A 25,137-nucleotide genomic window follows, 5' to 3' on the forward strand; every position below is an offset into this window, starting at 1 on the left:
GCCTAGTCCAGCTCGAGCGGCGGGATGTCCGGCGGCTCGAAGCCGAGCACCTGGCCGAGGAAGGCGATCTCCGCCTCGAGCTGGCGCACGACGGTCTCGGCGCGCCGGAACCCGTGGCCTTCCCCCGCGAACGCGAGGTAGGCGTGCGGCACGCCGTTCGCCTTGAGGACGTCGCGCACCGCCTCGGACTGCGTCGGCGGCACCATGAGATCGTCCAGCCCCTGCTCGATCAGCAGCGGGGTGCGCAGGCGGTCGAGTCGCGACAACGGCGATCGGGCGACGAACAGCGCCTCGGCCGCCGGCAGCGGCCCCACCAGGCTGTCGAGGTAGGTGGCCTCGAAGTCGTGGGTGTCCTCGGCCATCAGGCGGAGGTCCGCGACGCCGTAGCGGCTGATGCCGGCCGCGAATGCGTCCGACATGGTCAGCGCGCACAGCACGGTCCAGCCCCCGGCCGAGCCGCCCGCGATGGCGAGGCGCTCACGGTCGGCGCGACCGGCATCCGCGTGACCCGTCGCCGCGGCGATGACGTCGTCGACGTCGACCACCCCCCACTGGCCCCGCAGCCGCTCGCGATACGCGCGGCCATAGCCGCTCGAGCCGCCGTAGTTCACGTCGAGCACGCCGACCCCGCGGCTGGTGAAGAACGCGATCTTCGCGGATGCCGTGCCCCCGACGTGCGTCGTCGGTCCGCCGTGGACGAAGACGACGTAGGGCGGCAGCTCGTCCTGCGGCCCCGTCGCGTCGGGATTCGTCGGCGGGTAGTCGTACGCGTGCACCGGGCCCCGCGGGCCGTCCACGCTCACGGCGCGGGCGCGCGGCATCCACTCGGCGTCCCAGCGTGATGCTGCGCCGACCACCATCCGGGCGGCGCCCGGGTCGTCGACGTCGATCTCCCACAGCGCGGGGCCGGCCGGTCCCGCGCCGCTCAGCAGGATGCGGCTGCCGCGGACGTCCTCGACCGACAGCTCCGCGGCGAGAGTGGTGGGGACGCTCTGCACCGAGCCGTCTGCGCCGATGACGACCAGCTCGTCCGCCCCGTTGGTGCGCACCGCCACCACGCGGCCGTCCTCGAGCACCGCGAACCAGCGCTGGCCGAGCACCCACAGCGGACCGCCGGTGTCGGCGTCGGCGGGCGCGACGGGCTCGAGGTGCAGGTCTGCGGTGAGCCGGAGCCGCCACAGGTTCCATCGTCCGGTGGGATCGTCGCTGTAGAGCAGGTCGTCGTCGTCGAGCCAGACCGGCTGCAACGGGGACGTCGATCCCCCCGCCACCGTCGCCCACTCGGCCACCAGTCCGTCCTCGAGGCGCCCGACACGGAGCTCGGCGCGATCCCACGGCATGTCGGGGTGGTCCCACGCGATCCAGGCGAGATGCGACCCGTCGGGCGAGAGCGTCGGATGCGCGTAGAAGTGGCTGTCCTCGACGAGGGACGGGAGGGCCTTGGCATCCTTCGCCGCGCGACCGTCCAGCGGGATCTCCACGATGTCGCGACGGGGCACGCGGTCGCCGTGATGCGTCTCGCGCACGGCGAGGAGGCGCCCGCCCTGCCAGGTCAGGCCGCCGAAACGCATGTCGCCCGCGAGCGGGGTCAGCGGACGAGTGGTGTCGCCCTCCTTCATGAGCCACACCCGCTGGTCGGACTTCTCCACGAACACCAGCGCATCGTCCGCGACGGCGGTCCACGCACCGCCGCCGTACTCGTGCACGCGGGACCGGGCGCTCCAGGGTGCGCCGATCAGATCGAGGACGTCCCCGGATGCCGTCCGCCGACGCACCGCGGTGCGCCCCGCCTCCTCGGGCACCGACTGACCCCACCACACCTCGTCCCCCACGAAGCGTGCGCCCTCGATGCGCGGGGACGCCGTCGCGACCGCCTCCGCCGTCAGGGGAGAGGGCCAGGATCCGTACGGGAGCTCGCTCGTCACGAGCTAAACGTACGGCGAAACACAAGGTCACAGGGAGGGGGTTGCGTGCGCCCCTCCGCTAGCTTGGAGCAATCGTCGCCCGGTCGTCCGTGAAGGACGGTCCCTGAGAGAGATCGAAGGGCCGGGCAGGAGCGACAGCCGAGCCCGGCACCCGCCCGCGATGACACCGCTCCGCCGGTCACCCGGTGCGTGCGTCCGTCCGCGGCCGTCCGGCCTCCGTCCGTCCCCGATCCGAGAAGCACGATATGTCCATCGACCTGAGCGCCCCTCCGGTGCCGTTCTCGTTCGAGGTCTACCCGCCCAAGTCCGACGCGGGGGTCCTCGCCCTCCACGAGACGCTCCGACGCCTCGCCGACGTCCGCCCGCGGTTCATCTCCGTGACGTACGGCGCCGGCGGCTCGACCGGTGGCCCGTCCCTCGAGCTCCTCCGCTTCATCCTGCGCGAGACGTCGGTGGCGCCCCTGGCCCACCTGACGTGCGTCGGCAGCACCTACGCCGGCGCGAACGCGCTCATCCGGGAGTTCCTCGACGCCGGTGTGACGAGCTTCCTCGCGCTGCGCGGCGACCCGCCCGCCGGTGTCGCGGAGGGCGAGGCCTTCCTCGGAGATCTCGAGAGCTCCGCGCAGCTGGTGCAGCTCATCGACCGCGTCCAGGCCGAGCGGGCTCCGTACACGGAGGCCGCGATCCCCGGCGTCCCCGGAGCGGCCCGTGTCGAGGCGCGCACGAAGGTCGACATCGCGGTGGCGGCCTTCCCCAACGGACACCCCCGGTCGCGGCATCCGCGCGAGCACATCGACGCACTGCTGGCGAAGCAGGCCGCCGGCGCGACGCTCGCGATCACCCAGCTCTTCTTCCACGCCGACGACTACCTGGCCTTCGTCCAGCGATCGCGCGACGCCGGGGTGAGCATCCCGATCCTGCCGGGCATCATGCCGATCACCTCACCGTCGCGCCTGCGCCGTGTGCTCGAGTTGAGCGGCGAGGAGCTGCCCGCCGAGCTCGCGATCGCCCTCGAGGTCGAGCCGACTCCCGAAGGCCAGCGGGCGCTCGGCATCGCCTACGCCGCAGAGCTCGCCCGCGATGTCGTCGCCGGGGGAGCACCCGGCGTCCACCTGTACGCCTTCAACAACCATGACACGGTGCTCGCGGTGCTCCGCGACGCCGGGATCCTCACCCACCCCCTCCAGAAGGAAGCCGCACGATGACCGAATCCACTCCCGACTTCCCCCGCGGCACGATCCTCGGCTACCCGCGCATCGGGCGCCGGCGCGAGCTGAAGCGCGCCGTCGAGTCGCACTGGACGGCGCGCACCGACGAGCAGACGCTCGAGGCGACCGCCGCAGACCTCCGCCGCGCCACGCGGGAGCGGCTGGCCGAACTCGGCCTCGGCCGCACCGACTCGTCGATCCCCGAGTCGTTCTCCTACTACGACCAGGTGCTCGACGCCGCGGTGGCCGTCGGCGCGCTGCCCGAGCGCTTCGCCGATCTGCGCGACGAGGACGGCACCGTCGGCCTGGGCGCGTACTTCACCGCGGCGCGCGGCGCCGGCGAGAACGCCCCGCTCGAGATGACCAAGTGGTTCGACACGAACTACCACTACCTCGTTCCCGAGATCGGCCCTGAGACCGTCTTCGCCCTCTCGAGCGACCGGTTCTCCCGTCAGGTGGCCGAGGCCAAGGCGGACGGCTTCACCGTGCGCCCGGTCGTCGTCGGACCCGTCACGCTTCTCGCGCTGGCGAAGGCGACGGATGCCGCGCCCGAGGGATTCGACCCGCTCAGCCGGCTGGACGACCTGCTGCCGGTGTACGTCGAGCTGCTCGCGTCGCTGCGCGCCGCCGGCGCCGAGTGGGTGCAGCTCGACGAGCCTGCCCTCGTGAGCGAGAGCCTTCCGGCGACGACGACCGCGCTCGCGGAGGCCGCCACCCGCGCCTACGCCGTGCTCGGCGGAGCCGCCGACCGTCCGGCGATCCTGGTGACCGCCGGCTACGCGCAGCTCTCCACGGAGGCGTGGACGGCCCTCGCCGCCGCCCCCGTCGAGGCCCTCGCGATCGACCTCACGCGCGGCTCGCTGCCGGCGCCGGCCGCAGGCCTCGAGGGCAAGACCGTCGTGGGCGGGGTCATCGACGGACGCAACATCTGGCGCGGCGACCTCGCCGGCGCCTGGGAGAAGCTCGACGCCCTCGGCGCCCTGGGCGCCGCCGCGGTGGCGGCCGGCACCTCGACCTCGCTGCAGCACGTGCCGCACGACGTCGAGGACGAGAGCGAGCTCGACCCGCGTCTGGTGTCGTGGCTCGCATTCGCGGACCAGAAGACGACGCAGGTCGTCACGCTCGCTCGCGGGCTCGCGGACGGCCGCGACGCCATCGAGAGCGAGGTGGCTGCGGCATCCGCTGCCCTGGCCGACCGTCGCAGCGCGCCGGGTGTGAGCGACGGGGCCGTGCGCGAGCGCGCCGCCGCCCTCACCGCCGCCGACTTCGACCGCGGCGACTACGAGGCCCGGGTCGCCGCGCAGGACGAGGCGCTCGGCCTTCCGGTGCTGCCGACGACGACCATCGGCTCGTTCCCCCAGACCGGTGACATCCGCCGCGCCCGTGCCCGGCACGGCAAGGGCGAGATCACGACCGAGGAGTACGAGCAGTTCCTCCGCGATGAGATCGCGCGCGTCGTCACGCTGCAGGAGGACCTCGGCCTCGACGTCCTGGTGCACGGCGAGGCGGAGCGCAACGACATGGTGCAGTACTTCGCGGAGAACCTCGATGGCTTCGCGGTGACGCAGAACGGCTGGGTGCAGTCGTACGGCTCGCGCGCGACGCGTCCGTCGCTGCTGTGGGGCGACGTCTCGCGCCCGGCTCCCATCACGGTGGCATGGTCGACGTTCGCCCAGTCGCTCACCGAGAAGCCCATGAAGGGCATGCTCACGGGCCCGGTCACGATCCTCGCGTGGTCGTTCGTGCGCGACGACCAGCCGCTCGCCGACACCGCCAACCAGGTCGCACTCGCCCTGCGGGACGAGATCGCGGATCTCGAGGCCGCGGGCATCGGCGTCATCCAGGTCGACGAGCCGGCGCTGCGCGAGCTGCTGCCGCTCAAGAAGGGCGACCAGCCCGCGTACCTCGAGTGGTCGGTCGGCTCGTTCCGCCTGTCGACCGCGGGTGCCACCGACGCGACGCAGGTGCACACGCACCTCTGCTACTCGGAGTTCGACGTGGTGATCGACGCCATCGCGGCCCTCGACGCCGACGTCACCTCGATCGAGGCGGCCCGGAGCCGTGGCGAGGTCATCGGCGACATCGCCGAGTCCGGCTTCTCCCACGGCGTCGGACCGGGTGTCTACGACATCCACTCGCCGCGTGTGCCCTCGGTCTCCGAGGTCGCCGAGCTGCTCGAGCGCGCCGCGACCGAGCTGCCGCTGCGCCAGGTGTGGGTCAACCCCGACTGCGGGCTCAAGACCCGCGGCTATGACGAGACGGTGGAGTCGCTCCGCAACATCATCGAGGCGACGCGCTCGATCCGCGACAAGGTCGGCGCCGCCGTCTAGGCCTTCGGGCCCTTCTCGGAGTCGGATGCCGCGACCACGACGGTCGTGGCATCCGACGTCCCGACAGGCTCGATCTCGATGACCTCGTCCGCCGCGATGCCGGTCTCCTCGGCAGCGGCGTGCTCGTCGGCGCGTCGCTGCAGGAGCTCGAGGATCCACGCCACGCCGAACGCGACCACGAGGACCAGCACGATGTCGCCGATCGACAGCGGACGCAGCGCGAACAGCCACAGGACGGCGAGTACGGCGATCACCGTGCGCACCAGCACGCGGTAGCGCGCGAGCCAGGCGCCGAAGCCGCCGGTGTCGAGCCCTCGCGAGGCCAGCTGGCGCCGAGCGGCGGAGTTCATCCCGCGCACCGCGCTGCGGGTTCCCTGGGCGGGCCTGGTGCCGCCCATGGCCCAGCCGAGCAGCGCGACGAACAAGCCGAGCACCGAGAGGACCACGGCGGTCTGGGTCATCGCGCCGACGAGCTGGCCGTAGATGACATCGAGGGCCGACGGCGAGAGGCCCAGCTCACCTGCGGCGATCTGCACGGCCGTGTTCCCGATCGAGAGGGTGGCGGCGAGGGCGCCGGCCCCGATCGCCAGGCCGAGCCCGGTGCCGAGCACCGCGGTGCTGCGCCGGCGCGCGATGGCGATGCCGAGCCCGAAGAGCGCGAGGGTGATGACGGGCAGCCACCAGCCGAGCGTCGTCGCGAGGGCGTAGCCGGTGCGGATCATCGCGAGGTTGTCGCCCTTTCCGATGATCACGACACGATCCACGGCAGGGATGAGCTGCGCCGCGTTCACGCCGTTGTCGGTCAGGCGCTGCTTCACCGTCTCGACGATGGCTCCCAGCTGGATGCCGACGCCGTCGTCGGTGCGGACGACGAGTCCGCCGCCGTCGGAGGTGGCCGCCGTGGTGAGAGCGCGGTGCGCGGCGCGGGTGGCGGTCGCCCAGACGTCGGAGAAGGCGTCCGAGACGACGACACGCGTGACCGCCTCGTGCACCAGGTTCTCGAGGCCGTCGGCGGCGGGCGCCTGCAGCATCTCGAGCGCCTTCGCCGCACGGGACGGCATGCCGTCGATGTCGGCCAGGCCAGTGAACACGGACTTCGTGAGCTCGTGGAAGTCGACCTGCGCGTTGACCGCGTCCATGGTCTCGTCGACGACGAGCGCCTGCACAGCGGGGTCGTCGACCAGCGGCGCGAGGGTCGCCACGAAGGCGTCCTCCTCAACCAGCTGCACACGCGCCCATGCGCCGACGATCGACACCGGCACGAGGATCGCGGCGATGACGATGCACAGCGCGGAGACCGGCGCCCGCCATCGCCCGCCGCTGGGACGAGACTTCGGGGGCGGCGTCGCTTCCGCCAGTCGCGCGTTCTCGGCCTCGAGTGCGCGGATCCGGTCTTCCAGTGCCAGTGCGCCCGCCGTGTCGATGTCGCTCATGGCGCTCATTCTGGCCGACACCGGCGCCGTTGGGGGAAGGATCACCCGCGACGGGTGATCAGACGGCGCGCAGAACCGCCACGATCTTGCCCAGCACGACCGCTTCGTCGCCCAGGATCGGCTCGAACGCCGAGTTGCGGGGGAGCAGCCAGGTGTGGCCGTCGCGCTGGCGGAACGTCTTGACCGTCGCCTCGCCGTCGAGCATCGCCGCCACGATGTCGCCGTTGTCGGCAGTCGGCTGCGAGCGGACCACGACCCAGTCGCCGTCGCAGATCGCGGCGTCGATCATCGATTCGCCGGAGACCTTGAGCATGAACAGGTCGCCCTTGCCGACGAGCTGCCGGGGGAGCGGGAAGATCTCCTCGACCTGCTGCTCCGCGGTGATCGGCACCCCTGCTGCGATGCGACCGACGAGCGGGACGAGGGCGGCGTCGCCGACGGAGGGGCCGGAGTCGGCGGGGTTCTCGGTCGCCGTGCCCGGCAGGTCGATCAGGACCTCCATCGCGCGGGTCTTGCCGGCGTCGCGCCGGAGGTAGCCGCTCAGCTCGAGCTGATTGAGCTGGTGCGTGACGCTCGAGAGCGACTTGAGCCCGACGGCGTCGCCGATCTCGCGCATGCTCGGCGGATAGCCGTGACGCGCGATCGACCGCTGGATGACCTCGAGGATCGCCAGCTGCTTGTCGCTCAGGCTCTTGCGTCGCCGCGTCTGCGGCCTCTCGCGCCCGGTCGCGTCGCTCATGTCCGGCTCCTGTCTCGCCGCCCTCGTGCGTCGAGGGGTGCAGCGGTCTTCGAATGTCGGAGGCCCGTGGTGGGGTTCTCGTATCGAAACCGTATCCGGATTCGATCCTCGAACGGGGCATCGCGACCGCGTGTCGCGTTCGAGGGATCGGCACCAGACCCGGCCCTTGACATCATAAAGCATCGAAGATAGCTTCGGTACAGAGGTTCGCATCCCCCACTCCCGGCCGAGTGGCGGGTGCGAATCTCTCCCCACAGGAGGAGCAGACCATGACCGCGATCGGCCTCACCACGCCGGCTCTCACGAGCAGCGCCTTCACCCGCCGCGCCCCCTCCACCCGCCTGCGCATGACCGTGCGGGGTCGACGCGTTCTCGCCTCCCTCGCGGCGCTGCCCGCAGTGATCGCCGTCGGCATCGCCGTCATCAGCGGCGGGAGTGCGCTGGCCTCACGCGACGCCGGCGCTCCCGCCGACTCCTTCACGACGATCACCGTGTCCTCCGGCGAATCGCTGTGGTCCATCGCCGAGTCGGTGGCACCCCACGACGACCCGCGCGACGTCGTCGACGCGATCGTGCGGCTCAACGCGCTCGACTCGGTGACCGTCCAGGCAGGCCAGAGCCTCTCGATTCCGGCGCAATACTCGCCGGATCACTGATCCCGCGCCTCTAGCATGGGAGGGGTGAGTCCCCGCCTCGAAGACCTTCCCCTGCGTGACGACCTCCGTGGGATGACGCCTTACGGCGCACCACAGGCCTCGTTGCCTGTCGCATTGAACGTCAACGAGAACACGCATCCGGTGCCGGAGAACGTGGCCGACGACATCATGGACTCGATCGCCCTCGCTCTGCGGGACGTCAATCGCTACCCCGATCGCGAGTTCACCGCCCTCCGCGAAGGATTCGCGGAGTACCTCGGGCATGGCCTGGTGCGCGAGCAGATCTGGGCCGCGAACGGCTCGAACGAGGTGCTGCAGCACGTCCTGCAGGCCTTCGCGGGCCCCGGACGGACGGCGTTCGGCTTCGGTCCGACGTACTCGATGTACCCGCTGCTGGCCCGCGCCACCGGCGCCTCGTGGATCTCCGGCACCCGGGCGCCGGACTACACGATCGACGCGGAGGACGCGGCGTCCCAGATCGCGGATGCCGCGCCCGATGTGGTCTTCCTGTGCTCTCCCAACAACCCCACCGGAACGCCGCTCACCCTCGACGTGATCGAGGCCGTGTACGAGGCGACCGAGGGCGTGGTGGTGGTCGATGAGGCCTATCACGAGTTCGCGCCGCGCGACGAGCGGTCGGCCCTGACGCTGCTGCCCGGCCGCGAGCGGCTGGTGGTGTCGCGCACCATGAGCAAGGCGTTCGCGTTCGCCGGCGCGCGCGTCGGCTACCTCGCGGCCGACCCCGCCGTGATCGACGCTCTTCGCCTGGTGCGCCTGCCCTATCACCTGAGCAGCCTCACCCAGGCCGCCGCCACCGCGGCCCTGCGGCACGCGCCCACGATGCTGCGGATGGTCGACGAGATCGTCGCCCAGCGCGACCGGATCACCGCGACCACCGAGGCGCTGGGCTACACACCGCACGACACGTGGACCAACTTCGTCCTCTTCGGCGGCGTCGCCGATCCCGCCGCCACCTGGCAGGGCCTCTACGACCGAGGCGTGCTCATCCGCGACGTCGGCATCCCGCAGCACCTCCGCGTCACCGCGGGCACCGAGGAGGAGACCACCTCGTTCCTCGACGCACTGGCCTCGATAGAATCGGATTCATGAGCTCCGCAGCGCGCACCGCGTCCCTTCGACGCTCGACGAGCGAGTCCACCGTCGAACTCGAGCTCGACCTCGACGGCAGCGGCCGAAGCCGCATCGACACCACGGTGCCGTTCTTCGACCACCTCCTGACGGCATTCGCGAAGCACTCGCTCACCGACCTGACCGTGCGCGCGTCGGGCGACACCGACATCGACGCCCACCACACCGTCGAGGACATCTCCATCGTCCTCGGGCAGGCCATCCGCGAGGCGCTCGGCGACAAGTCGGGCATCTCGCGCTACGGCGACGCGCTCGTGCCCCTCGACGAAGCCCTCGCGCAGGCGGTCGTCGACATCAGCGGCCGGCCCTACCTCGTGCACACCGGCGAGCCGGCCGGGTTCGAGCACCACCTCATCGGCGGTCACTTCACGGGTTCCCTCGTGCGCCACACCTTCGAGGCCATCACCTTCAATGCCGCGCTGACCGTGCACGTCCGCGTCATCTCCGGCCGCGATCCGCACCACATCGCCGAGGCCGAATACAAGGCGTTCGCGCGGGCGTTCCGTCAGGCCAAGGCACTCGACCCGCTGGTCGACGGCATCCCCAGCACGAAGGGCGCTCTGTGAGCTCGAGACCCGTCGTCGCGGTCCTCGACTACGGATCGGGCAACGTCCACTCGGCGGTGAAGGCGCTCGACGCCGCCGGGGCCGACGCACGCCTCACCTCCGACCGCGCGCTGGTGCTCGAGGCCGACGGACTCGTGGTCCCCGGCGTCGGGGCCTACCGCGCCGTGATGGAGGCGCTGCGCGCCAGTCGCGGCGACGAGCTCATCGGGCGCCGCCTGGCCGGCGGGCGGCCGGTGCTCGGCATCTGCGTGGGGATGCAGGTGCTCTTCGAGCGCGGCGTCGAGCGCGGCGTCGACACCGAAGGCCTCGGCGAGTGGCCGGGCGTCGTGACCGAGCTCGATGCACCAGTGCTGCCCCACATGGGCTGGAACACGGTCGAGCCCGGCGAGGGCTCGCGGCTGTTCGCGGGCATCGAGGACGAGCGCTTCTACTTCGTCCACTCGTTCGGCGCGCAGAAGTGGCTGCTCGACGTGCAGCCGCCGTTCCCCGAGCCCACCCTCACCTGGTGCGACTACGGCCGCCCGTTCCTGGCCGCCGTCGAGAACGGCCCGCTGTCGGCGACGCAGTTCCACCCCGAGAAATCGGGGGATGCCGGCATCCGCCTCCTGTCGAATTGGATCGACGGGCTCGGCAGGGCTACCCTCTGAACTCGTGCCGTCTGCGGGAACTCTTCCCTCCCGAGACCTTCCTGCACGAGGAGCCATGAACGATTTCGCCTCTACGCCCGAGCTGATCCTGCTGCCTGCCGTCGACGTCGCCGACGGCAAGGCCGTGCGCCTGACACAGGGTGAGGCGGGCACCGAGACCAGCTACGGCGACCCCGTCGACGCAGCGCTCGACTTCGCCCGCCAGGGCGCGCAGTGGATCCACCTCGTCGACCTCGACGCCGCGTTCGGTCGCGGCAGCAACGCCGGGATCCTCCGCAAGGTCATCAGGCAGGTCAAGGGCGTGCAGGTCGAGCTCTCCGGCGGCATCCGCGACGACCGCACCCTCGAGGCGGCGTTGGAGAGCGGTGCCGCGCGCATCAACCTCGGCACCGCCGCGCTCGAGAACCCGGAGTGGGCGGCGGACGTGATCGGCCGCTACGGCGACGTCATCGCCGTCGGGCTCGATGTGCGCGGCACCACGCTCGCCGCGCGCGGCTGGACCCGCGAGGGCGGCGACCTGTGGACGGTGCTCGATCGCCTCGAGAACGCCGGATGCAGCCGCTACGTCGTCACCGACGTCACGAAGGACGGCACCCTCCAGGGTCCGAACGTCGAGCTTCTCCGCGAGATGACCGCGCGCACCCCGAAGCCGGTCGTCGCCTCGGGCGGCGTCTCGAGCCTCGACGACATCATCGCCCTCCGCGATCTCGTGCCACTCGGCGTCGAAGGGGTCATCGTCGGCAAGGCGCTGTATGCGGGAGCCTTCACGCTCGCCGAGGCCCTGGATGTCGCCGGACACTGACCCGCACGCCGACTCCGCGGGCGTCCCGTGGGAGGGCCGGGGCTTTCACGCAAACCCCCACTCGGGCGACGACGGGACGGCCGACCCGGCGCTGCTCGCCGCGCTGACCGCATTCCGCGCGGGTGAGGGTGATCAGGCCGCCGTGGTGGACGCCTATCGCTCCGCCCGGCTGCTCATCCCGCTGATCGCCGAGAAAGGCGATGAGGGCGTGGGCCCGCACGGACTCGCGGTCGACAAGACGCAGGAGCTCTCCATCGTCACGGTGGCCGCGCCCGACGGTCGTCGGGTCCTGCCGGTGTTCACGTCGGTCGAGGCGATGGGGCGGTGGGATGCCTCGGCCCGCCCGGTGCCCGCCGACGGCCCGCGGACGGCGGTCGCGGCATCCGCCGACGACACGGACCTCATCGTCATCGACCCCGGCTCTCCCACGGAGTTCGTGATCCGGCGCCCCGCGGTGTGGGCGATCGGGCAGGGAGAGCCGTGGGAGCCGAGCTTCACCTCGCCCGAGGTGTTCGCGGGGCTGCAGCAGAGCATCGGCGGTGAACTCGCGGTGATCGACCTCTCGGTCGAACCGGGGGATCCCGACGCCCGGCTTCGCGGTCCGGAGCTGATCGTGCGCCTCGAGCTCATCCACGGGCTCGAAAAGGAAGAGCTCGACGCGGTGCTCTCCCGGCTCGCGACCCGCTGGGCGGCCGATCACCGGATCGCGGTGCTCGTGGACTCGCTGACGGTCAAGCTCGTCCGCGCCTGACGGCAGGTATCTGCCAGGCCCCACCGGTCCTCCTCTCCGCCGACGGCGTCGGCTCGCGGTCTTGCGACGGTCGCCACGACGGCGGAGGATCGGCTCCGGGGAGGTTGCCATGGACGACGACGGCATGACAGAGCAGTACCACCGGGCGCTCGACGCCGCCCACCGTCACGCACTGAGCTGGGTGGACACGGTGGCGGAGCGGCCGATCCGCCCGGATCTAGACGTCGACGGGATCCTGGGACGGCTCCTGCGCGAGCTGCCGGACGAAGGCGCCGACGCGGCTGCGGTGGTCGACGAGCTGGCCGAGGCATCCGCTCCCGGGCTGATGGCCATGGGGTCGCCGCGCTTCTACGGGTTCGTCATCGGCGGCACCTATCCGGCGGCCCTGGCGGCGGACTGGCTCGTGTCGACCTGGGATCAGAACACGGGCTCCCGGCAGCCCACCCCGGCCACGGCCGCGGTGGAGGAGGTGGCGGCAGCGTGGCTGCTCGAACTGCTCGGGCTGCCGGCGGGGAGCGGTGTGGGGTTCGCCACGGGCGCGACGAGCGCAAACCTGTCGTGCCTGGTGGTGGGCCGCGATGCCGTGCTGCGTGCGCGGGGCTACGACCCCGTGTCGGACATCTCACAGGCACCGCGCGTCCGCTTCCTCGCGGGAGACGCCGTGCACACCTCGGTGGTGCTGGCCGGGCGCGTCGCCGGCCTCGGCGCCCCGACGACCGTCGGCGCGGACCGCGAAGGTCGCATCGACGTCGCCGGGCTGGAGCGCGCCCTCGCGGCGGGCGACGCCCCGACCGTCGTCGCGCTCCAGGCCGGGGACGTGCACTCGGGCGCCTTCGACGACTTCCCGGCCGCGATCGCCGTGGCACGCGCCGCGGGCGCGTGGGTCCACATCGACGGCGCCTTCGGGCTCTGGGCGGCGGCCAGTCCGAGGCTGCGGCACCTGACGCGCGGACTCGCCGATGCGGACTCCTGGGCGACCGACGCCCACAAGACCCTGAACGTCCCCTACGACTGCGGAGTCTCGATCGTGCGCGACGAAGCGGCGATGGCGGCCTCCCTGGGCGCCCATGCCGCCTACCTGCCCGCCGTCGCGAGCATCTCCGACCCCTACGACCGCGTGCCGGAGCTGTCGCGCCGGGCCCGCGGGGTGCCGGTGTGGGCGGCGCTGCGCTCGCTCGGACGCGGGGGCGTCGTCGCACTGGTCGACGGTCTCGCGGAGGCCGCGACCGGCCTCGCCGACGGATTCCGCGGGATCCCCGGGCTCGAGGTGATCAACGACGTCGTGTTCACGCAGGTGTGCCTGGCGTCGGCCGATGACGCCGCCACGGCGGTACTGGGGGAGTGGCTGCGCGATGAGGGGACGGTATGGGCGTCCTCATCGACATGGCGGGGCCGCACCGTCGTGCGGTTCGCGGTCAGCAATCACCAGACGGATGCCGCGGCCGTCCGCCGCACTGTCGATGCGGTGGCGCGCGGCGCGGCCGCCGTCGGCATCGCGGCTCCAGCGCCGTCGGTCAGTTGACCGGGCCCGTCCACTTCTCGCCCGGCCCCTTGCCGATCGGGTCGGGGATGACAGAGGCCTCGCGGAACGCGAGCTGAAGCGAGCGCAGTCCGTCACGCAGCGAGCGGGCGTGCATGTCGCTGATCTCGGGGGCGCCGGCCGTGATGAGTCCGGCGAGGGCGTTGATGAGCTTCCGCGCCTCGTCGAGGTCGGTCTGGGTGGCCGGATCGTCGGCGAGGCCCACCTTGACGGCGGCGGCGCTCATGAGGTGGACGGCGGCCGTGGTGATCACCTCGACGGCGGGAACATCGGCGATGTCGCGCGTCGCGGCGGACGCGGCGCGCTCCTGCTCCTCCCAGCGGGAGTGGCGGTGGTCATCGGATGCCGGAATCGTCGTCACGCGTTTCTCTCTGTTAGACTGTTGCGGGCTTCGGTGTGTTCTGCACCGAACCGAAAGAGGATCACATCCCACCCGCGCTTGCCGTTCCAGGCTACCGGGTCAAGCACTCCGCCCCGACCGTTCTGCGGCCGGGGTAGCCGCTCGCGAGCGGACCGGGTGCGGAAAGCCGGCGTTCGAGCGCCGTGCGGGTGGAGTGAGAATCTTCGCCCACGACACACCCGTGTCGTGGTGGCCTCCACCGCACGAAGGAGCTCCGCATCAGCGATCCCCGCACCAACGACCGCATCCGCGTCCCCGAGGTCCGCCTCGTAGGACCCGCGGGTGAACAGGTCGGCGTCGTCCGCATCGAGGTGGCACTGCGCCTGGCCCAGGAGGCCGACCTCGATCTCGTCGAGGTGGCCCCGAACTCGAAGCCCCCCGTGGTAAAGATCATGGACTACGGGAAGTTCAAGTACGAGGCTGCGCAGAAGGCCAAGGAAGCGCGTCGCAATCAGGCGAACACCGTCCTCAAAGAGGTCCGGTTCCGTCTGAAGATCGAGGCCCACGACTACATAACCAAGCTCAAGCGCGCCGAGGGCTTCCTGCAGTCGGGCGACAAGGTCAAGGCCATGATCCTGTTCCGCGGCCGCGAGCAGTCCCGCCCCGAGCAGGGTGTGCGTCTGCTGCGCAAGTTCGCCGAGGACGTCGCCGAGTTCGGGACGGTCGAGTCGAACCCCACCATCGACGGTCGCAACATGGTCATGGTGGTCGCCCCGCACAAGAACAAGTCCGAGGTGAAGACCGAGCAGAACGCCGCGCGCGCCGCCAACAAGGAGGCGGCTCGCTCCGCCCGCGGCGGCTCCGCATCCGATGAGGCCGACGAGGCCGCAGCGGATTCCGAGCCGGCCACCGCCGAATAGGCCCCCACAGACTCCCGCACCGCGGGACACCGACTCCCGCTCCGGCGGGGACACCGACTCCCGCTCCGGCGGGAAGTGAAACGAAGGAAGAAGAGATGCCGAAGCAGAAGACCCACTCGGGTGCCAAGAAGCGCTTCAAGGTCACCGGCAGCGGCAAGCTGATGAAGCAGCAGGCCGGTATGCGCCACAACCTCGAGGGCAAGTCGAGCCGTCGCACCCGTCGCCTCAACCAGGAGCAGGTCCTGGCCCCGGGTGATGCCAAGCAGGCCAAGAAGCTCCTCGGTCTCTGAGCACCGACGCACGAATAGGAACCAAACGAAATGGCTAGAGTCAAGCGGGCGGTAAACGCCCACAAGAAGCGTCGCGTCATCCTCGAGCGCGCGTCCGGTTACCGCGGACAGCGTTCGCGCCTGTACCGCAAGGCGAAGGAGCAGGTCACCCACTCGCTCGTCTACGCGTACCGCGACCGTCGCAAGCGCAAGGGCGACTTCCGCCGTCTGTGGATCCAGCGCATCAACGCTGCGAGCCGCCAGAACGGCATCACGTACAACCGCTTCATCCAGGGCCTCGGCCTCGCGGGCGTCCAGGTCGACCGTCGCATGCTCGCCGACCTCGCGGTGAACGACGCGGCGACGTTCGCCTCGCTCGTCGAGACCGCCAAGAAGGCACTCCCCGAGAACGTCAACGCTCCCAAGAGCGCCTGACACCGGCATCCGGTTCACGAGAGGGCGTCCTCCTTCAGGAGGGCGCCCTTTTCGCGCACCCGCCGCGCGGAGGATCCGCACGCGCGACCCTAGACTGAGCCTGTGCTCGAGAACCCTCGCTCTCCGCGTGTTCGCGCCGTCGCGAAGCTGACGAAGCGCAGCGCCCGGCAGGAGACCGGACTGTTCCTGCTCGAAGGCCCGCAGGCGGCCCGGGAGGCGCTCAATTACCGCCCCGACACGCTCGTCGAGGTCTTTGCGACTCCGACCGCGATGGAGCGTCACGCCGATGTGCGGGACGCCGCGCGCGACGCCGGCATCGAGGTGGTCTTCACCACCGAGGCCGTGCTCGACGCCATGGCCGACACCGTGACCCCGCAGGGCATCGTCGCGGTCGCCCGGCAGTCGCCGACGTCGATGCGCGACATCTTCGCCGCCTCGCCACGGCTCGTCGCGATCTGCGAGGAGGTGCGAGACCCGGGCAATCTCGGCACGATCATCCGGGCAGCGGATGCCGCCGGCGCCGACGCCGTCGTGCTCACGGGCCGCACCGTCGACCCGTACAACCCGAAGGTCGTGCGAGCCACCACCGGATCGCTCTTCCACCTGCCGGTCGCCGTCGGCGTCGACCTGTCGACCGCGGTCGAGAAGGCCCGGGCTGCCGGCATCCGGGTGATCGCGGCCGATGTCGGGGGCGGCGACTTCCTCGCCTCGCGCGACCTCCTCGCGGAGCCCACCGCCTGGCTCTTCGGCAATGAGGCGCGGGGCCTCGACGACGAGGCGCTCGCGCTCGCCGACATGTCGCTCCGGCTGCCGATCTACGGTGCTGCGGAGTCGCTCAACCTCGCGACGGCGGCCAGCGTCTGCCTGTACGAAACCGCGTTCGCCCAGCGTGCCTCGGCGTGAGCGGCGTCCGTTCCGGTGCTGTTACAACACGGTAAAGACCGCCGCGTCCACTGGCCGTGGGGCGCGCGACCGCTCTAGGGTGGCGCTATGACGACGCCCGATGACAGTGCGCCGAAGACGTCGAACATCAGTGTTCGACGCGGCGAATCCCTGGTCGAGATCACCGATGTCCAGAAGCACTACGGCGAGTTCCAGGCGCTGAAGGACATCAACATGACGGTCAACCGCGGCGAGGTGGTCGTCGTGATCGGACCTTCGGGATCGGGCAAGTCGACGCTGTGCCGCACGATCAACCGGCTCGAGACGATCACGAGCGGCACGATCACGATCGACGGCAAGGAGCTCCCCAAGGAGGGGAAGGAGCTGGCGGCGCTGCGCGCGGACGTCGGCATGGTCTTCCAGTCGTTCAACCTCTTCGCGCACCTGACGATCCTCGACAACGTCACCCTCGGCCCACTCAAGGTCAAGGGCATGAAGAAGGCCGATGCGGAGAAGCTGGGCAGACAGCTCCTCGATCGCGTCGGCGTCGGCCAGCAGGCCGGCAAGCTCCCGGCACAGCTCTCGGGCGGACAGCAGCAGCGCGTCGCCATCGCACGGGCGCTCGCGATGCAGCCCAAGCTGATGCTGTTCGACGAGCCGACCAGCGCGCTGGACCCCGAGATGATCAACGAGGTGCTCGACGTCATGGTCGGCCTCGCCCAGGACGGCATGACGATGATCGTGGTCACCCACGAGATGGGCTTCGCTCGCAAGGCGGCCGACCGCGTCGTGTTCATGTCCGACGGGCAGATCGTCGAGGAGGCGACACCGGAGGAGTTCTTCACGAACCCGAAGAGCGATCGTGCGAAGGACTTCCTCTCGAAGCTCCTCACCCATTGACCCTGACCGACCCTCGCAACCCCGGGAGGGAATGAAGCACCACCGCACGACTACTCCGCACGACCCGAACGTCGGACATACGGAACCAGCACAGACACAGCAACCAGGAGGAAACCATGCGCAAGTCAAGGATCATGACGGGCATCGGCATCTCGGCCGTCGCCCTGCTCGCACTCACGGGGTGCAACAGCGGCACCCCCGGAGCCACCGACCCGACTGACGGCGGCGACACCGGACAGAGCGAGGCGCTCTGGGAGGTCTCGACCGACGTCTCGCTGGAAGGCAGCCCCACCTTCGACGCGATCACGGCGCGCGACGGCGTGGTCGTCGGCGTCAAGAACGACCAGCCCGGACTCGGCTACGAGGACGCCGCGACCGGCGAGCGGACCGGCTTCGACGTCGACATCGCCCGGTGGATCGCCGCATCCCTCGGCTACGACGAGGAGCAGATCGAGTACGTCACCATCCCGTCGGCGAACCGCGAGCAGGAGCTCGTCAACGGCAACATCGACTACTACGTCGGGACGTACTCCATCACGGACACGCGCAAGGAGCTCATCGACTTCGCGGGACCGTACTTCCTCACCGGTCAGGGCCTCATGGTCGCGGCCGACAACACCGACATCAACGGGCCTGACGACCTCGAAGGCAAGATCGTCTGCTCGGTGACCGGTTCGACGCCGCTGCAGCGCATCCGCGACGAGTACAACCCGGGTGACACGGTGGAGTACGACACGTACTCGCAGTGCGTGGAGCAGCTGAAGGCCGGCTCGGTCGATGCGATCACCACCGATGAGGCCATCCTCGCCGGGTACGTCGCGCAGGAGCCGGACGCCCTCAAGATCGCGGGCGAGCCGTTCAGCGAGGAGCGCTACGGCGTGGGCGTCGCCAAGGGCGACACCGCGCTCGTCGAGCACATCAACACGCTGTTCACCGACGGCGGCGACGTCTGGACCGCGCTGTTCGACGAGCACCTCGCGCCGGCCGGCATCGAGGGCTCGCAGCCCGAAGTCGACGACACCGCCATGTGATCGCCGGTGGGGGCGGTGCCGACAGGCACCGCCCCCACCGCCGCTCACCTCAGAGACGAGAGGATGAGACCGCTGAACGTCATCACCGACAACTGGGACGTCTGGACCGAGGGACTGGTCGGCACGCTGATCCTGTTCTTCGCGGGCGGTCTCGTCGCGCTCATCCTCGGGATCATCGTGGGCGCCATGCGCGTCTCGCCGATCCCGATCGCGCGGACCATGGGGGCGCTGTACGTCAACACGATCCGCAACACGCCGTTGACCCTCGTCTTCTTCGCCTTCGCGTTCGCCCTGCCACCCCTGCTCGGCCTGCGCCTGACCGCCGCGGTCTCGCTGACTCTGGCCGTCTGCGCCCTGGGCATCTACACCGCGACCTATGTCGCCGAGACGATCAGGTCGGGTATCAACACGGTGCCCGTCGGACAGGCCGAGGCCGCCCGCGCGATCGGTCTCAAGTTCGGCCAGGTGATGTCCCTGGTGGTCATGCCGCAGGCGTTCCGGTCGGTGATCCCGCCCATGATGAGCGTCTTCATCGCACTGCTGAAGAACACGACCGTGGCCGCCGGCTTCGGTGTGGTGAACCTGGGGGCCGCCCGCAACTACCTGAGCGAGCGGGGCGCGAACCAGATGGTCGTGATCCTGTGGGTGATGGTCGTCTTCGTCGCACTCGTGCTGCTGCTGTCGTGGGCCCAGCGAGCGCTCGAGAACAAGTGGAGGGTCGCCCGATGAGTTCCGTCCTCTATGACGTTCCCGGTCCCCGCGCGATCGCGCGCAATCGCATCCTGGGCATCCTCACGGTGCTGGTGGTCGCCGCCATCGCGGGATTCTTCCTATGGCGATTGATCGACACGGGCCAGTTCACCGCGGAGAAGTGGGCCGCGTTCACCTACACGAACGTGTGGGTCCAGATCGGTCTGGCCACGCTGCGGACGCTCGCCGCCTTCGGTGTCGCCGCTGTCGGAGCGCTCATCCTGGCCTTCGCCCTCGCCATCGGCCGCATGTCGGACCACGCCTGGATCAGGATCCCCGTCGGCGCCGTGGTGGAGTTCCTCCGCGCCGTGCCCGTCCTCGTCTTCATGTTCCTGCTGTACTACGGCCTCCCGGTGATCGGCATCCGCATGCCGTCCTACTGGGCCGTCGTGATCGCACTGGTGGCGTACAACGGGTCCGTGCTCGCTGAAGTGATCCGCGCCGGCGTCGAGTCGCTGCCCCGCGGCCAGAAAGAGGCCGGGTACGCGATCGGGCTGCGGAAGTACGGCGTGATGCAGCTGGTGCTGCTGCCCCAGGCGATCCGGGCGATGATGCCGGTGATCATCGCGCAGCTGGTCGTCACGCTGAAGGACACCGCTCTCGGGTTCATCATCACCTACCCCGAGCTGCTGTTCTATGCCCGGTACATCGGGTCGCAGTCCGCCCTCGATTCGCCGATCGTGCCCGCGACCATCGTCATCGGCGCGATCTACATCAGCCTGTGCCTCATCCTGTCGTTCATCGCCAACACGGTGGAGAAGCGGCTCCGCAGCTCGGCCAAGACCACCCGCGTCGCCGGTGCGAACCAGCCGACGCAGGAGATCACGGACACCGAGCTCATCGTGACGCAGGGAACGCTCAAGAGCCGCGCGGGCGCCGTCGAGGGCGGCCAGAACCAGAGCGCGCAGCAGATCTGATCGCGAGAGGTGCGGCGGGCCGGGGCATCCGCTCTCGGTAGACTCGATTCTCGTGTCCGACGTTCCTGAGATCACGCCCGAGGCGGTGGAAGCCGCCGTGCAGGCCGCGCTCGACGCCGTCGCCGCCGCGAGCGACACGGCCGCCCTCAAGGCCGCCCGCTCCGCCCACAGTGCCGAGGGCTCGCCTCTCGCCCAGCTGAACGCGCGTCTGCGCGATGTCGCCCCCGAGCGCAAGGCGGAGTTCGGCAAGCTCGTGGGCCAGGCCCGCGGGCGCGTGAACCAGGCCTTCGCGGCCCGTGAGCAGGAGCTCGCCGAAGCCGAGACCGCCGCCCGCCTCGAGGCGGAGCGCGTCGACATCACGGCGCTGGCGCAGCGTGCGCGGACCGGGGCGCGGCATCCGATCTCCCTCCTCCAGGAGCAGATCGCCGACATCTTCGTCGGCATGGGCTGGGAGATCGCGGAAGGTCCCGAGCTCGAGCACGAGTGGTACAACTTCGACGCGCTGAACTTCGACGTGGACCACCCGGCGCGCCAGATGCAGGACACGTTCTTCGTCGACCCGGTCGAGCGCCACCTTGTCATGCGCACGCACACCAGCCCCGTGCAGGTGCGCTCGATGCTCGAGCGTGCGCTCCCCACCTACGTGCTGTGCCCGGGCCGCGTGTACCGCACCGACGAGTACGACGCGACGCACCTTCCCGTGTTCACGCAGTTCGAGGGGCTCGTGGTCGACAAGGGCATCACGATGGCGCACCTCAAGGGCACGCTCGACCACGCAGCCAAGGTGCTGTTCGGGCCGGAGGCCAAGACGCGCTTCCGCGCCAATTACTTCCCCTTCACCGAGCCCTCCGCCGAGCTCGACCTGTGGCACCCGACCTTCAAGGGCGGCGCGCGCTGGATCGAGTGGGGCGGCTGCGGCATGATCCACGCGAACGTCCTCCGCGCCGCGGGGATAGACCCCGAGGAGTACTCGGGATTCGCCTTCGGCATGGGCATCGAGCGGACGCTCATGTTCCGAAGCGACGTGCAGGACATGCGCGACATGGCCGAGGGCGATGTGCGCTTCAGCGAGCAGTTCGGAATGGTGGTCTGATGCGCGTCCCGCTCTCCTGGTTGCGTGAATACGTCGACATCCCTGCGGATGCCACGCCCGAGGACGTCCTCGAGGCGCTCGTGCGCGTCGGGTTCGAAGAGGAGGACGTGCACCGCTTCGAGCTGCAGGGTCCGATCGTCGTCGGCGAGGTGCTCGAGTTCGTCGAGGAGCCGCAGTCCAACGGCAAGACGATCCGCTGGTGCCAGGTGCGCGTCGCGCCCGACGGCGAGACGGCGGCCGACGGCGGCCCTGCGGTGCACGGCATCGTGTGCGGCGCCCGCAACTTCTTCGTCGGCGACAAGGTTCCGGTGACGCTGCCCGGGGCCGTGCTGCCGGGTCCGTTCCCCATCGCCGCGCGCAAGACCTACGGCCACGTGTCGGACGGCATGATCGCCTCCGCCAAGGAGCTCGGCCTCGGCGAGGAGCACAGCGGCATCCTGCGCCTCGTCGAGCTCGACATCGACGCCCCCGTCGGCACCGACGCGATCTCTCTGCTCGGTCTCGACGACGTCGCGATCGACATCAACGTGACGCCCGACCGCGGCTACGCGCTGTCGGTCCGAGGTGTGGCCCGCGAGTACTCCCACGCGACAGGTGCTGCGTTCCGCGATCCCGCCGACCGCGAGTGGGCCGAGGTGTCGCCCGGGTCGGGCTTCGCGATCGTCGTGGACGACCAGGCGCCCATCCGCGGCCGCGCCGGGGCGACGGAGTTCGTCGCCCGTGTCGTGCGCGACGTCGATCCGACCAAGCCCACGCCCGCCTGGATGGTCGCGCGCCTCGCGCTCGCCGGCATCCGCTCGCTCGGCATCCTGATCGACATCACCAACTACGTGATGATCGAGCTCGGCCAGCCGATCCACGGCTACGACCTCGACAAGCTGCAGGGCGGCATCACCGTCCGCCGCGCGACCCCCGGCGAGAAGCTCGAGACGCTCGACGGCAAGGTCCGCACGCTCGACCCCGAGGACCTGCTCATCACCGACGAGTCCGGACCCATCGGCCTGGCCGGGGTCATGGGCGGCGGCACGACCGAGATGAGCGGCACGACCCGCAATGTGCTCATCGAGGCCGCGACCTTCGACACCGTGTCGATCGCGCGCACCGCCCGCCGTCACAAGCTGCCCAGCGAGGCATCCCGTCGCTTCGAGCGCGGTGTCGACCCGATGGTGCCGTTCGTCGCGGCGCGCCGGGTGGCGGAGCTCATGACCGAGTACGCCGGCGGCACGAGCGACGAGGAATTCGGCGGCGCGCTGTTCGCCGAGGTCTTCGTCTCCGGCATCGCGCTGCCTGCGGAGTTCGTGCCGGGTCTCATCGGAGTGGACTACACCACCGGTGAGATCGAGGGCGCGCTGCGCCTCATCGGCTGCGAGGTCGAAGCGGACGCCGACGGCTGGCACGTCATCCCGCCGTCGTGGCGGCCCGACCTCACCGACAAGTGGACGCTCGCCGAGGAGGTCGCCCGCATCGAGGGCTACCACCGCATCCCCTCGGTGCTGCCGGTGCCCCCGTCGGGTCGGGGACTCACGCTGGCGCAGCAAGGACGCCGACGCGTCGCCAACGCTCTCGCCGCCGCCGGCTACGTCGAGACGCCGTCGTTCGCGTTCACGACCGATGTGCTCAACGACCTGCACGGCTCGCCGTCGGGGGAGCACCTCCCGAGCGTCAAGCTCGCCAATCCGCTCGACGGCCAGGCGCCGTTCCTGCGGCGCTCGCTCGTGCCCGGCCTGCTGCAGGTCGCGCACCGCAACGTCTCGCGCGGCTTCACCGACCTCGCGCTGTTCGAGACGGGCGTCGTGTTCCTGCCGGCGCCGGGGGTCACCTACGGCACCTCGCACGTGCCGCCGCTCGCCGTGCGGCCGGATGCTGCGACCCTCGCCGAGCTCGACGCGTCGATCCCGCCGCAGCACCGGCACGTCGCCGTGCTCGTCACGGGCAACCTCATGGCGAAGCAGCCCGGCGCAGCGCCGGTGACCGCGGAGCTCGCGGACGCGCTCGACGCCGTCCGTGCGATCGCGTCCGCCGCAGGCGTCACGATCGACGTCGCGCAGTCGGAGCGCGCCGCCCTGCACCCGGGTCGCACCGGAGTGCTGTCTGTGGCCGGCACCCAGGTGGGCTACGTCGGCGAGCTCCTGCCGGCGGTGGCGGAGGCATCCGATCTTCCGGGTCGCGTGATCGTCGCTGAGCTCGACCTCGACCTCGTGCTGTCGCTGGCGGGCGAGAAGGTCGTCGCGGCGTCGCTCTCGGGCTACCCCGCGGCCACGCAGGACGTCTCGCTGGTCGTGCCGGCCGACGTGCCGGCCGCCGAGGTGCGCGCCGCGCTCGCCGAGGGTGCGGGCGACCTGCTCGAGTCGCTCCGGCTCGTCGACGACTATCGCGGCGCGGGGCTCGACGACGGGACGAAGAGCCTGACGTTCGCGCTGCGCTTCCGGGCGCCCGACCGCACGCTGACGGCCGCCGAGGCGACCGATGCGAAGCTCGCCGGTGTCGCGGCGGCGGGGGAGCGCTTCGGGGCGACCCTGCGCGAGTAGCTGGCCGGCCCGGGCGCGCGAGGGCGCACTCCTTTCCCGAGAGCGCACGGTTTCCGCGTGCATACCGTGCGCCCTCGTCGAAACGGTGCGCTTTCGGCGGGGTCGTGCTTGGGTGGAGCGCATGACCGACGTGCTCATCCTCGGCGGGACCGGCTGGCTCAGCGGCCGCATCGCCACGCACTGGCTGGACGCCGGGGCATCCGTCACCTGCCTCGCCCGGGGCGGACGGCCCGCGCCGTACGGGGCGGCGCTCGTCGTCGCCGACCGCGACGGTCCTGAGGCATACGCCGAGGTCGCCGGGCGGGAGTGGGACGAGGTCGTCGACATCTCGTCGAACCCGGTGCACGTCGCGGCCGCGGTCCTCGCGCTGGGGGAGCGCGCGAAGCACTGGACGTACATCTCGACCGTCTCGGTGTACGCCGGGAACGGCGTGCCGGGGGCCGATGAGTCCGCCGAGCTCCTGACGCCCGCCGGCCCCGACGAGGAGCCGGACTACGGGCGAGCGAAGGCGGCGGCCGAGGCATCCGTCCGCTCGGCACTGGGGTTCCACGCGGCGGTCGTCCGTCCGGGACTCATCGTCGGACCCGGCGACCCCACCGACCGGTTCGGCTACTGGGTCGGCCGCTTCGCGCTCGCCGCGGACGACGACGTGCTGATCCCCGACGTCACCGACCGGGGCGCGCAGGTGATCGACGTCGACGACCTCGCCGAGTTCGTGCACGCCATCGGACGCGAGCGCTGGACCGGCGTGGCCAACGCGGTGGGAGACCCCGTCCCGCTCGATCGGCTGCTGGAGGAGTCCCGCGAGGTCGCCGGGCACCACGGCCGCACGATCGGGGCGCCGGACGACTGGCTGGAAGCCCGTGAGGTGGCGTACTGGGCCGGACCGCGCTCGCTGCCCCTGTGGCTCCCCGCCGACACCCCCGGCTTCTGGACGCGGTCCAACGCCGCGTACCGGGTGCTCGGCGGACGCCTCCGCCCCCTGCGCGAGACCCTCGAGCGCACGCTCGACGATGAGCGGGAGCGAGGGCTGTCCCGCGAGCGGCGTTCGGGTCTCTCCCGCGCGGACGAGCTGGCCCTCCTCGCCGAACTCTCGTCCTGATCCTCGGCCGGCGGTCGCCGAGCGCACACTCTTTGCCCGAGCGCACATGGTTTGCCCCTGCAAACCATGTGCGCTCGCGCAGAGCATGATCTCTCGCGAGATGACGGCCTCGATTTGCGGATGCCGCGACCCGGCCGCTATCGTCGGGCCCATGCCTTCGGCGACCCAGGGATTCGCGACGCTCGTTCCGAGCGTCGCTCCCGCGCGCCGACGTCTGGACGGCC

At 70.9% G+C, this 25,137-nt stretch carries 24 protein-coding genes; 20 read left to right on the top strand and 4 right to left on the bottom strand.

What is annotated here, in order from left to right; translation table 11 throughout:
* Positions 1-2 precede the first annotated feature (2 nt).
* Positions 3-1,925 carry a S9 family peptidase gene (locus SOM19_RS07100; protein ID WP_320485841.1) on the bottom strand — a complete coding sequence of 641 codons (1,923 nt, stop codon included), beginning with the start codon at positions 1,923-1,925 and terminating at the stop codon, positions 3-5.
* A gap of 245 nt (positions 1,926-2,170) precedes the next feature.
* Here SOM19_RS07100 and SOM19_RS07105 point away from each other — a divergent pair, with 245 nt between their 5' ends.
* Both SOM19_RS07105 and metE read left to right on the top strand, forming a co-directional pair.
* Entirely contained in the window at positions 2,171-3,130 is a 960-nt protein-coding gene (locus tag SOM19_RS07105; RefSeq protein ID WP_320485842.1) for a methylenetetrahydrofolate reductase, read from the top strand.
* Positions 3,127-5,463, top strand: a complete 2,337-nt coding sequence (metE, locus tag SOM19_RS07110; protein ID WP_320485843.1) for a 5-methyltetrahydropteroyltriglutamate--homocysteine S-methyltransferase — start codon at positions 3,127-3,129, stop codon at positions 5,461-5,463. Before SOM19_RS07105 ends, metE begins: the two co-directional genes overlap by 4 nt.
* On the opposite strand, the gene SOM19_RS07115 is transcribed toward metE, so the two are convergent.
* Both SOM19_RS07115 and lexA read right to left on the bottom strand, forming a co-directional pair.
* On the bottom strand, positions 5,460-6,896 hold the full coding sequence (locus SOM19_RS07115; RefSeq protein WP_320485844.1) for a hypothetical protein: 1,437 nt from the start codon (positions 6,894-6,896) through the stop codon (positions 5,460-5,462). The genes metE and SOM19_RS07115 overlap by 4 nt on opposite strands.
* Before the next feature lie 58 nt (positions 6,897-6,954).
* Complete coding sequence (lexA, locus tag SOM19_RS07120) at positions 6,955-7,635, bottom strand: transcriptional repressor LexA (RefSeq protein WP_320485845.1); 681 nt, start codon at positions 7,633-7,635, stop codon at positions 6,955-6,957.
* 269 nt (positions 7,636-7,904) lie between these two features.
* Between lexA and SOM19_RS07125 the strand changes: the two genes are divergently transcribed.
* The 7 genes from SOM19_RS07125 to SOM19_RS07155 all read left to right on the top strand — a co-directional run bounded on the left by SOM19_RS07125 (position 7,905) and on the right by SOM19_RS07155 (position 13,728).
* Positions 7,905-8,291 carry a LysM peptidoglycan-binding domain-containing protein gene (locus SOM19_RS07125; RefSeq protein WP_320485846.1) on the top strand — a complete coding sequence of 129 codons (387 nt, stop codon included), beginning with the start codon at positions 7,905-7,907 and terminating at the stop codon, positions 8,289-8,291.
* A gap of 72 nt (positions 8,292-8,363) precedes the next feature.
* The gene (locus SOM19_RS07130) at positions 8,364-9,401 is read left to right on the top strand and encodes a histidinol-phosphate transaminase (protein WP_414683646.1); all 1,038 of its coding nucleotides are present in this window, start codon (positions 8,364-8,366) and stop codon (positions 9,399-9,401) included.
* On the top strand, positions 9,398-10,006 hold the full coding sequence (gene hisB, locus SOM19_RS07135) for an imidazoleglycerol-phosphate dehydratase HisB (RefSeq protein WP_320485848.1): 609 nt from the start codon (positions 9,398-9,400) through the stop codon (positions 10,004-10,006). The genes SOM19_RS07130 and hisB overlap by 4 nt, the downstream gene beginning before the upstream one ends.
* On the top strand, positions 10,003-10,653 hold the full coding sequence (gene hisH / locus SOM19_RS07140) for an imidazole glycerol phosphate synthase subunit HisH (RefSeq protein WP_320485849.1): 651 nt from the start codon (positions 10,003-10,005) through the stop codon (positions 10,651-10,653). The genes hisB and hisH overlap by 4 nt, the downstream gene beginning before the upstream one ends.
* Positions 10,654-10,708: 55 nt before the next feature.
* Complete coding sequence (gene priA / locus SOM19_RS07145; protein WP_320485850.1) at positions 10,709-11,455, top strand: bifunctional 1-(5-phosphoribosyl)-5-((5-phosphoribosylamino)methylideneamino)imidazole-4-carboxamide isomerase/phosphoribosylanthranilate isomerase PriA; 747 nt, start codon at positions 10,709-10,711, stop codon at positions 11,453-11,455.
* On the top strand, positions 11,439-12,206 hold the full coding sequence (locus SOM19_RS07150) for an SseB family protein (RefSeq protein ID WP_320485851.1): 768 nt from the start codon (positions 11,439-11,441) through the stop codon (positions 12,204-12,206). The genes priA and SOM19_RS07150 overlap by 17 nt, the downstream gene beginning before the upstream one ends.
* A 109-nt stretch (positions 12,207-12,315) precedes the next feature.
* Positions 12,316-13,728, top strand: a complete 1,413-nt coding sequence (locus tag SOM19_RS07155) for a pyridoxal phosphate-dependent decarboxylase family protein (protein WP_320485852.1) — start codon at positions 12,316-12,318, stop codon at positions 13,726-13,728.
* Here SOM19_RS07155 and SOM19_RS07160 read toward each other — a convergent pair.
* The gene (locus SOM19_RS07160) at positions 13,721-14,107 is read right to left on the bottom strand and encodes a DUF1844 domain-containing protein (protein WP_320485853.1); all 387 of its coding nucleotides are present in this window, start codon (positions 14,105-14,107) and stop codon (positions 13,721-13,723) included. The two genes, SOM19_RS07155 and SOM19_RS07160, sit on opposite strands and share 8 nt — an antisense overlap.
* Positions 14,108-14,364: 257 nt before the next feature.
* On the opposite strand from SOM19_RS07160, the gene infC reads away from it, so the two are divergent.
* From infC to SOM19_RS07215, 11 genes are all read left to right on the top strand, one after another.
* The gene (gene infC, locus SOM19_RS07165; protein ID WP_320486686.1) at positions 14,365-15,006 is read left to right on the top strand and encodes a translation initiation factor IF-3; all 642 of its coding nucleotides are present in this window, start codon (positions 14,365-14,367) and stop codon (positions 15,004-15,006) included.
* A gap of 95 nt (positions 15,007-15,101) precedes the next feature.
* Positions 15,102-15,296 carry a 50S ribosomal protein L35 gene (gene rpmI / locus SOM19_RS07170; RefSeq protein WP_137846201.1) on the top strand — a complete coding sequence of 65 codons (195 nt, stop codon included), beginning with the start codon at positions 15,102-15,104 and terminating at the stop codon, positions 15,294-15,296.
* Positions 15,297-15,326: 30 nt separating this feature from the next.
* Complete coding sequence (gene rplT, locus SOM19_RS07175) at positions 15,327-15,710, top strand: 50S ribosomal protein L20 (RefSeq protein WP_320485854.1); 384 nt, start codon at positions 15,327-15,329, stop codon at positions 15,708-15,710.
* Between the two features lie 102 nt (positions 15,711-15,812).
* Positions 15,813-16,613 carry a TrmH family RNA methyltransferase gene (locus SOM19_RS07180; protein ID WP_320485855.1) on the top strand — a complete coding sequence of 267 codons (801 nt, stop codon included), beginning with the start codon at positions 15,813-15,815 and terminating at the stop codon, positions 16,611-16,613.
* Positions 16,614-16,700: 87 nt separating this feature from the next.
* Positions 16,701-17,492, top strand: coding sequence for an amino acid ABC transporter ATP-binding protein (locus SOM19_RS07185; protein WP_414683631.1), 792 nt, complete (start codon positions 16,701-16,703; stop codon positions 17,490-17,492).
* Between the two features lie 116 nt (positions 17,493-17,608).
* A complete protein-coding gene (locus tag SOM19_RS07190) occupies positions 17,609-18,523 on the top strand; it encodes a glutamate ABC transporter substrate-binding protein (RefSeq protein WP_320485856.1) in 915 nt (304 codons plus the stop codon).
* Between the two features lie 72 nt (positions 18,524-18,595).
* Entirely contained in the window at positions 18,596-19,252 is a 657-nt protein-coding gene (locus SOM19_RS07195) for an amino acid ABC transporter permease (protein ID WP_320486688.1), read from the top strand.
* A complete protein-coding gene (locus SOM19_RS07200) occupies positions 19,249-20,190 on the top strand; it encodes an amino acid ABC transporter permease (RefSeq protein ID WP_320485857.1) in 942 nt (313 codons plus the stop codon). The genes SOM19_RS07195 and SOM19_RS07200 overlap by 4 nt, the downstream gene beginning before the upstream one ends.
* 52 nt (positions 20,191-20,242) lie before the next feature.
* Complete coding sequence (gene pheS / locus SOM19_RS07205) at positions 20,243-21,283, top strand: phenylalanine--tRNA ligase subunit alpha (protein ID WP_320485858.1); 1,041 nt, start codon at positions 20,243-20,245, stop codon at positions 21,281-21,283.
* Positions 21,283-23,811, top strand: coding sequence for a phenylalanine--tRNA ligase subunit beta (pheT, locus tag SOM19_RS07210; protein WP_320485859.1), 2,529 nt, complete (start codon positions 21,283-21,285; stop codon positions 23,809-23,811). The genes pheS and pheT overlap by 1 nt, the downstream gene beginning before the upstream one ends.
* A 121-nt stretch (positions 23,812-23,932) precedes the next feature.
* Entirely contained in the window at positions 23,933-24,913 is a 981-nt protein-coding gene (locus SOM19_RS07215) for an NAD-dependent epimerase/dehydratase family protein (RefSeq protein ID WP_320485860.1), read from the top strand.
* Positions 24,914-25,137: the final 224 nt, after the last annotated feature.

Origin of the sequence: Microbacterium sp. CFBP9034 (assembly GCF_034045255.1) — a bacterium.
In the GTDB taxonomy this organism is placed as follows: domain Bacteria; phylum Actinomycetota; class Actinomycetes; order Actinomycetales; family Microbacteriaceae; genus Microbacterium.

Coding starts and splice junctions, on each gene's coding strand:
- SOM19_RS07105 (WP_320485842.1), top strand. CDS start 2,171: ATGTCCATCGACCTGAGCGCCCCTCCGGTGCCGTTCTCGTTCGAGGTC.
- metE (WP_320485843.1), top strand. CDS start 3,127: ATGACCGAATCCACTCCCGACTTCCCCCGCGGCACGATCCTCGGCTAC.
- SOM19_RS07115 (WP_320485844.1), bottom strand. CDS start 6,896: ATGAGCGACATCGACACGGCGGGCGCACTGGCACTGGAAGACCGGATC.
- lexA (WP_320485845.1), bottom strand. CDS start 7,635: ATGAGCGACGCGACCGGGCGCGAGAGGCCGCAGACGCGGCGACGCAAG.
- SOM19_RS07125 (WP_320485846.1), top strand. CDS start 7,905: ATGACCGCGATCGGCCTCACCACGCCGGCTCTCACGAGCAGCGCCTTC.
- SOM19_RS07130 (WP_414683646.1), top strand. CDS start 8,364: ATGACGCCTTACGGCGCACCACAGGCCTCGTTGCCTGTCGCATTGAAC.
- hisB (WP_320485848.1), top strand. CDS start 9,398: ATGAGCTCCGCAGCGCGCACCGCGTCCCTTCGACGCTCGACGAGCGAG.
- priA (WP_320485850.1), top strand. CDS start 10,709: ATGAACGATTTCGCCTCTACGCCCGAGCTGATCCTGCTGCCTGCCGTC.
- SOM19_RS07150 (WP_320485851.1), top strand. CDS start 11,439: ATGTCGCCGGACACTGACCCGCACGCCGACTCCGCGGGCGTCCCGTGG.
- SOM19_RS07155 (WP_320485852.1), top strand. CDS start 12,316: ATGGACGACGACGGCATGACAGAGCAGTACCACCGGGCGCTCGACGCC.
- rpmI (WP_137846201.1), top strand. CDS start 15,102: ATGCCGAAGCAGAAGACCCACTCGGGTGCCAAGAAGCGCTTCAAGGTC.
- rplT (WP_320485854.1), top strand. CDS start 15,327: ATGGCTAGAGTCAAGCGGGCGGTAAACGCCCACAAGAAGCGTCGCGTC.
- SOM19_RS07185 (WP_414683631.1), top strand. CDS start 16,701: ATGACGACGCCCGATGACAGTGCGCCGAAGACGTCGAACATCAGTGTT.
- SOM19_RS07190 (WP_320485856.1), top strand. CDS start 17,609: ATGCGCAAGTCAAGGATCATGACGGGCATCGGCATCTCGGCCGTCGCC.
- SOM19_RS07200 (WP_320485857.1), top strand. CDS start 19,249: ATGAGTTCCGTCCTCTATGACGTTCCCGGTCCCCGCGCGATCGCGCGC.
- pheT (WP_320485859.1), top strand. CDS start 21,283: ATGCGCGTCCCGCTCTCCTGGTTGCGTGAATACGTCGACATCCCTGCG.
- SOM19_RS07215 (WP_320485860.1), top strand. CDS start 23,933: ATGACCGACGTGCTCATCCTCGGCGGGACCGGCTGGCTCAGCGGCCGC.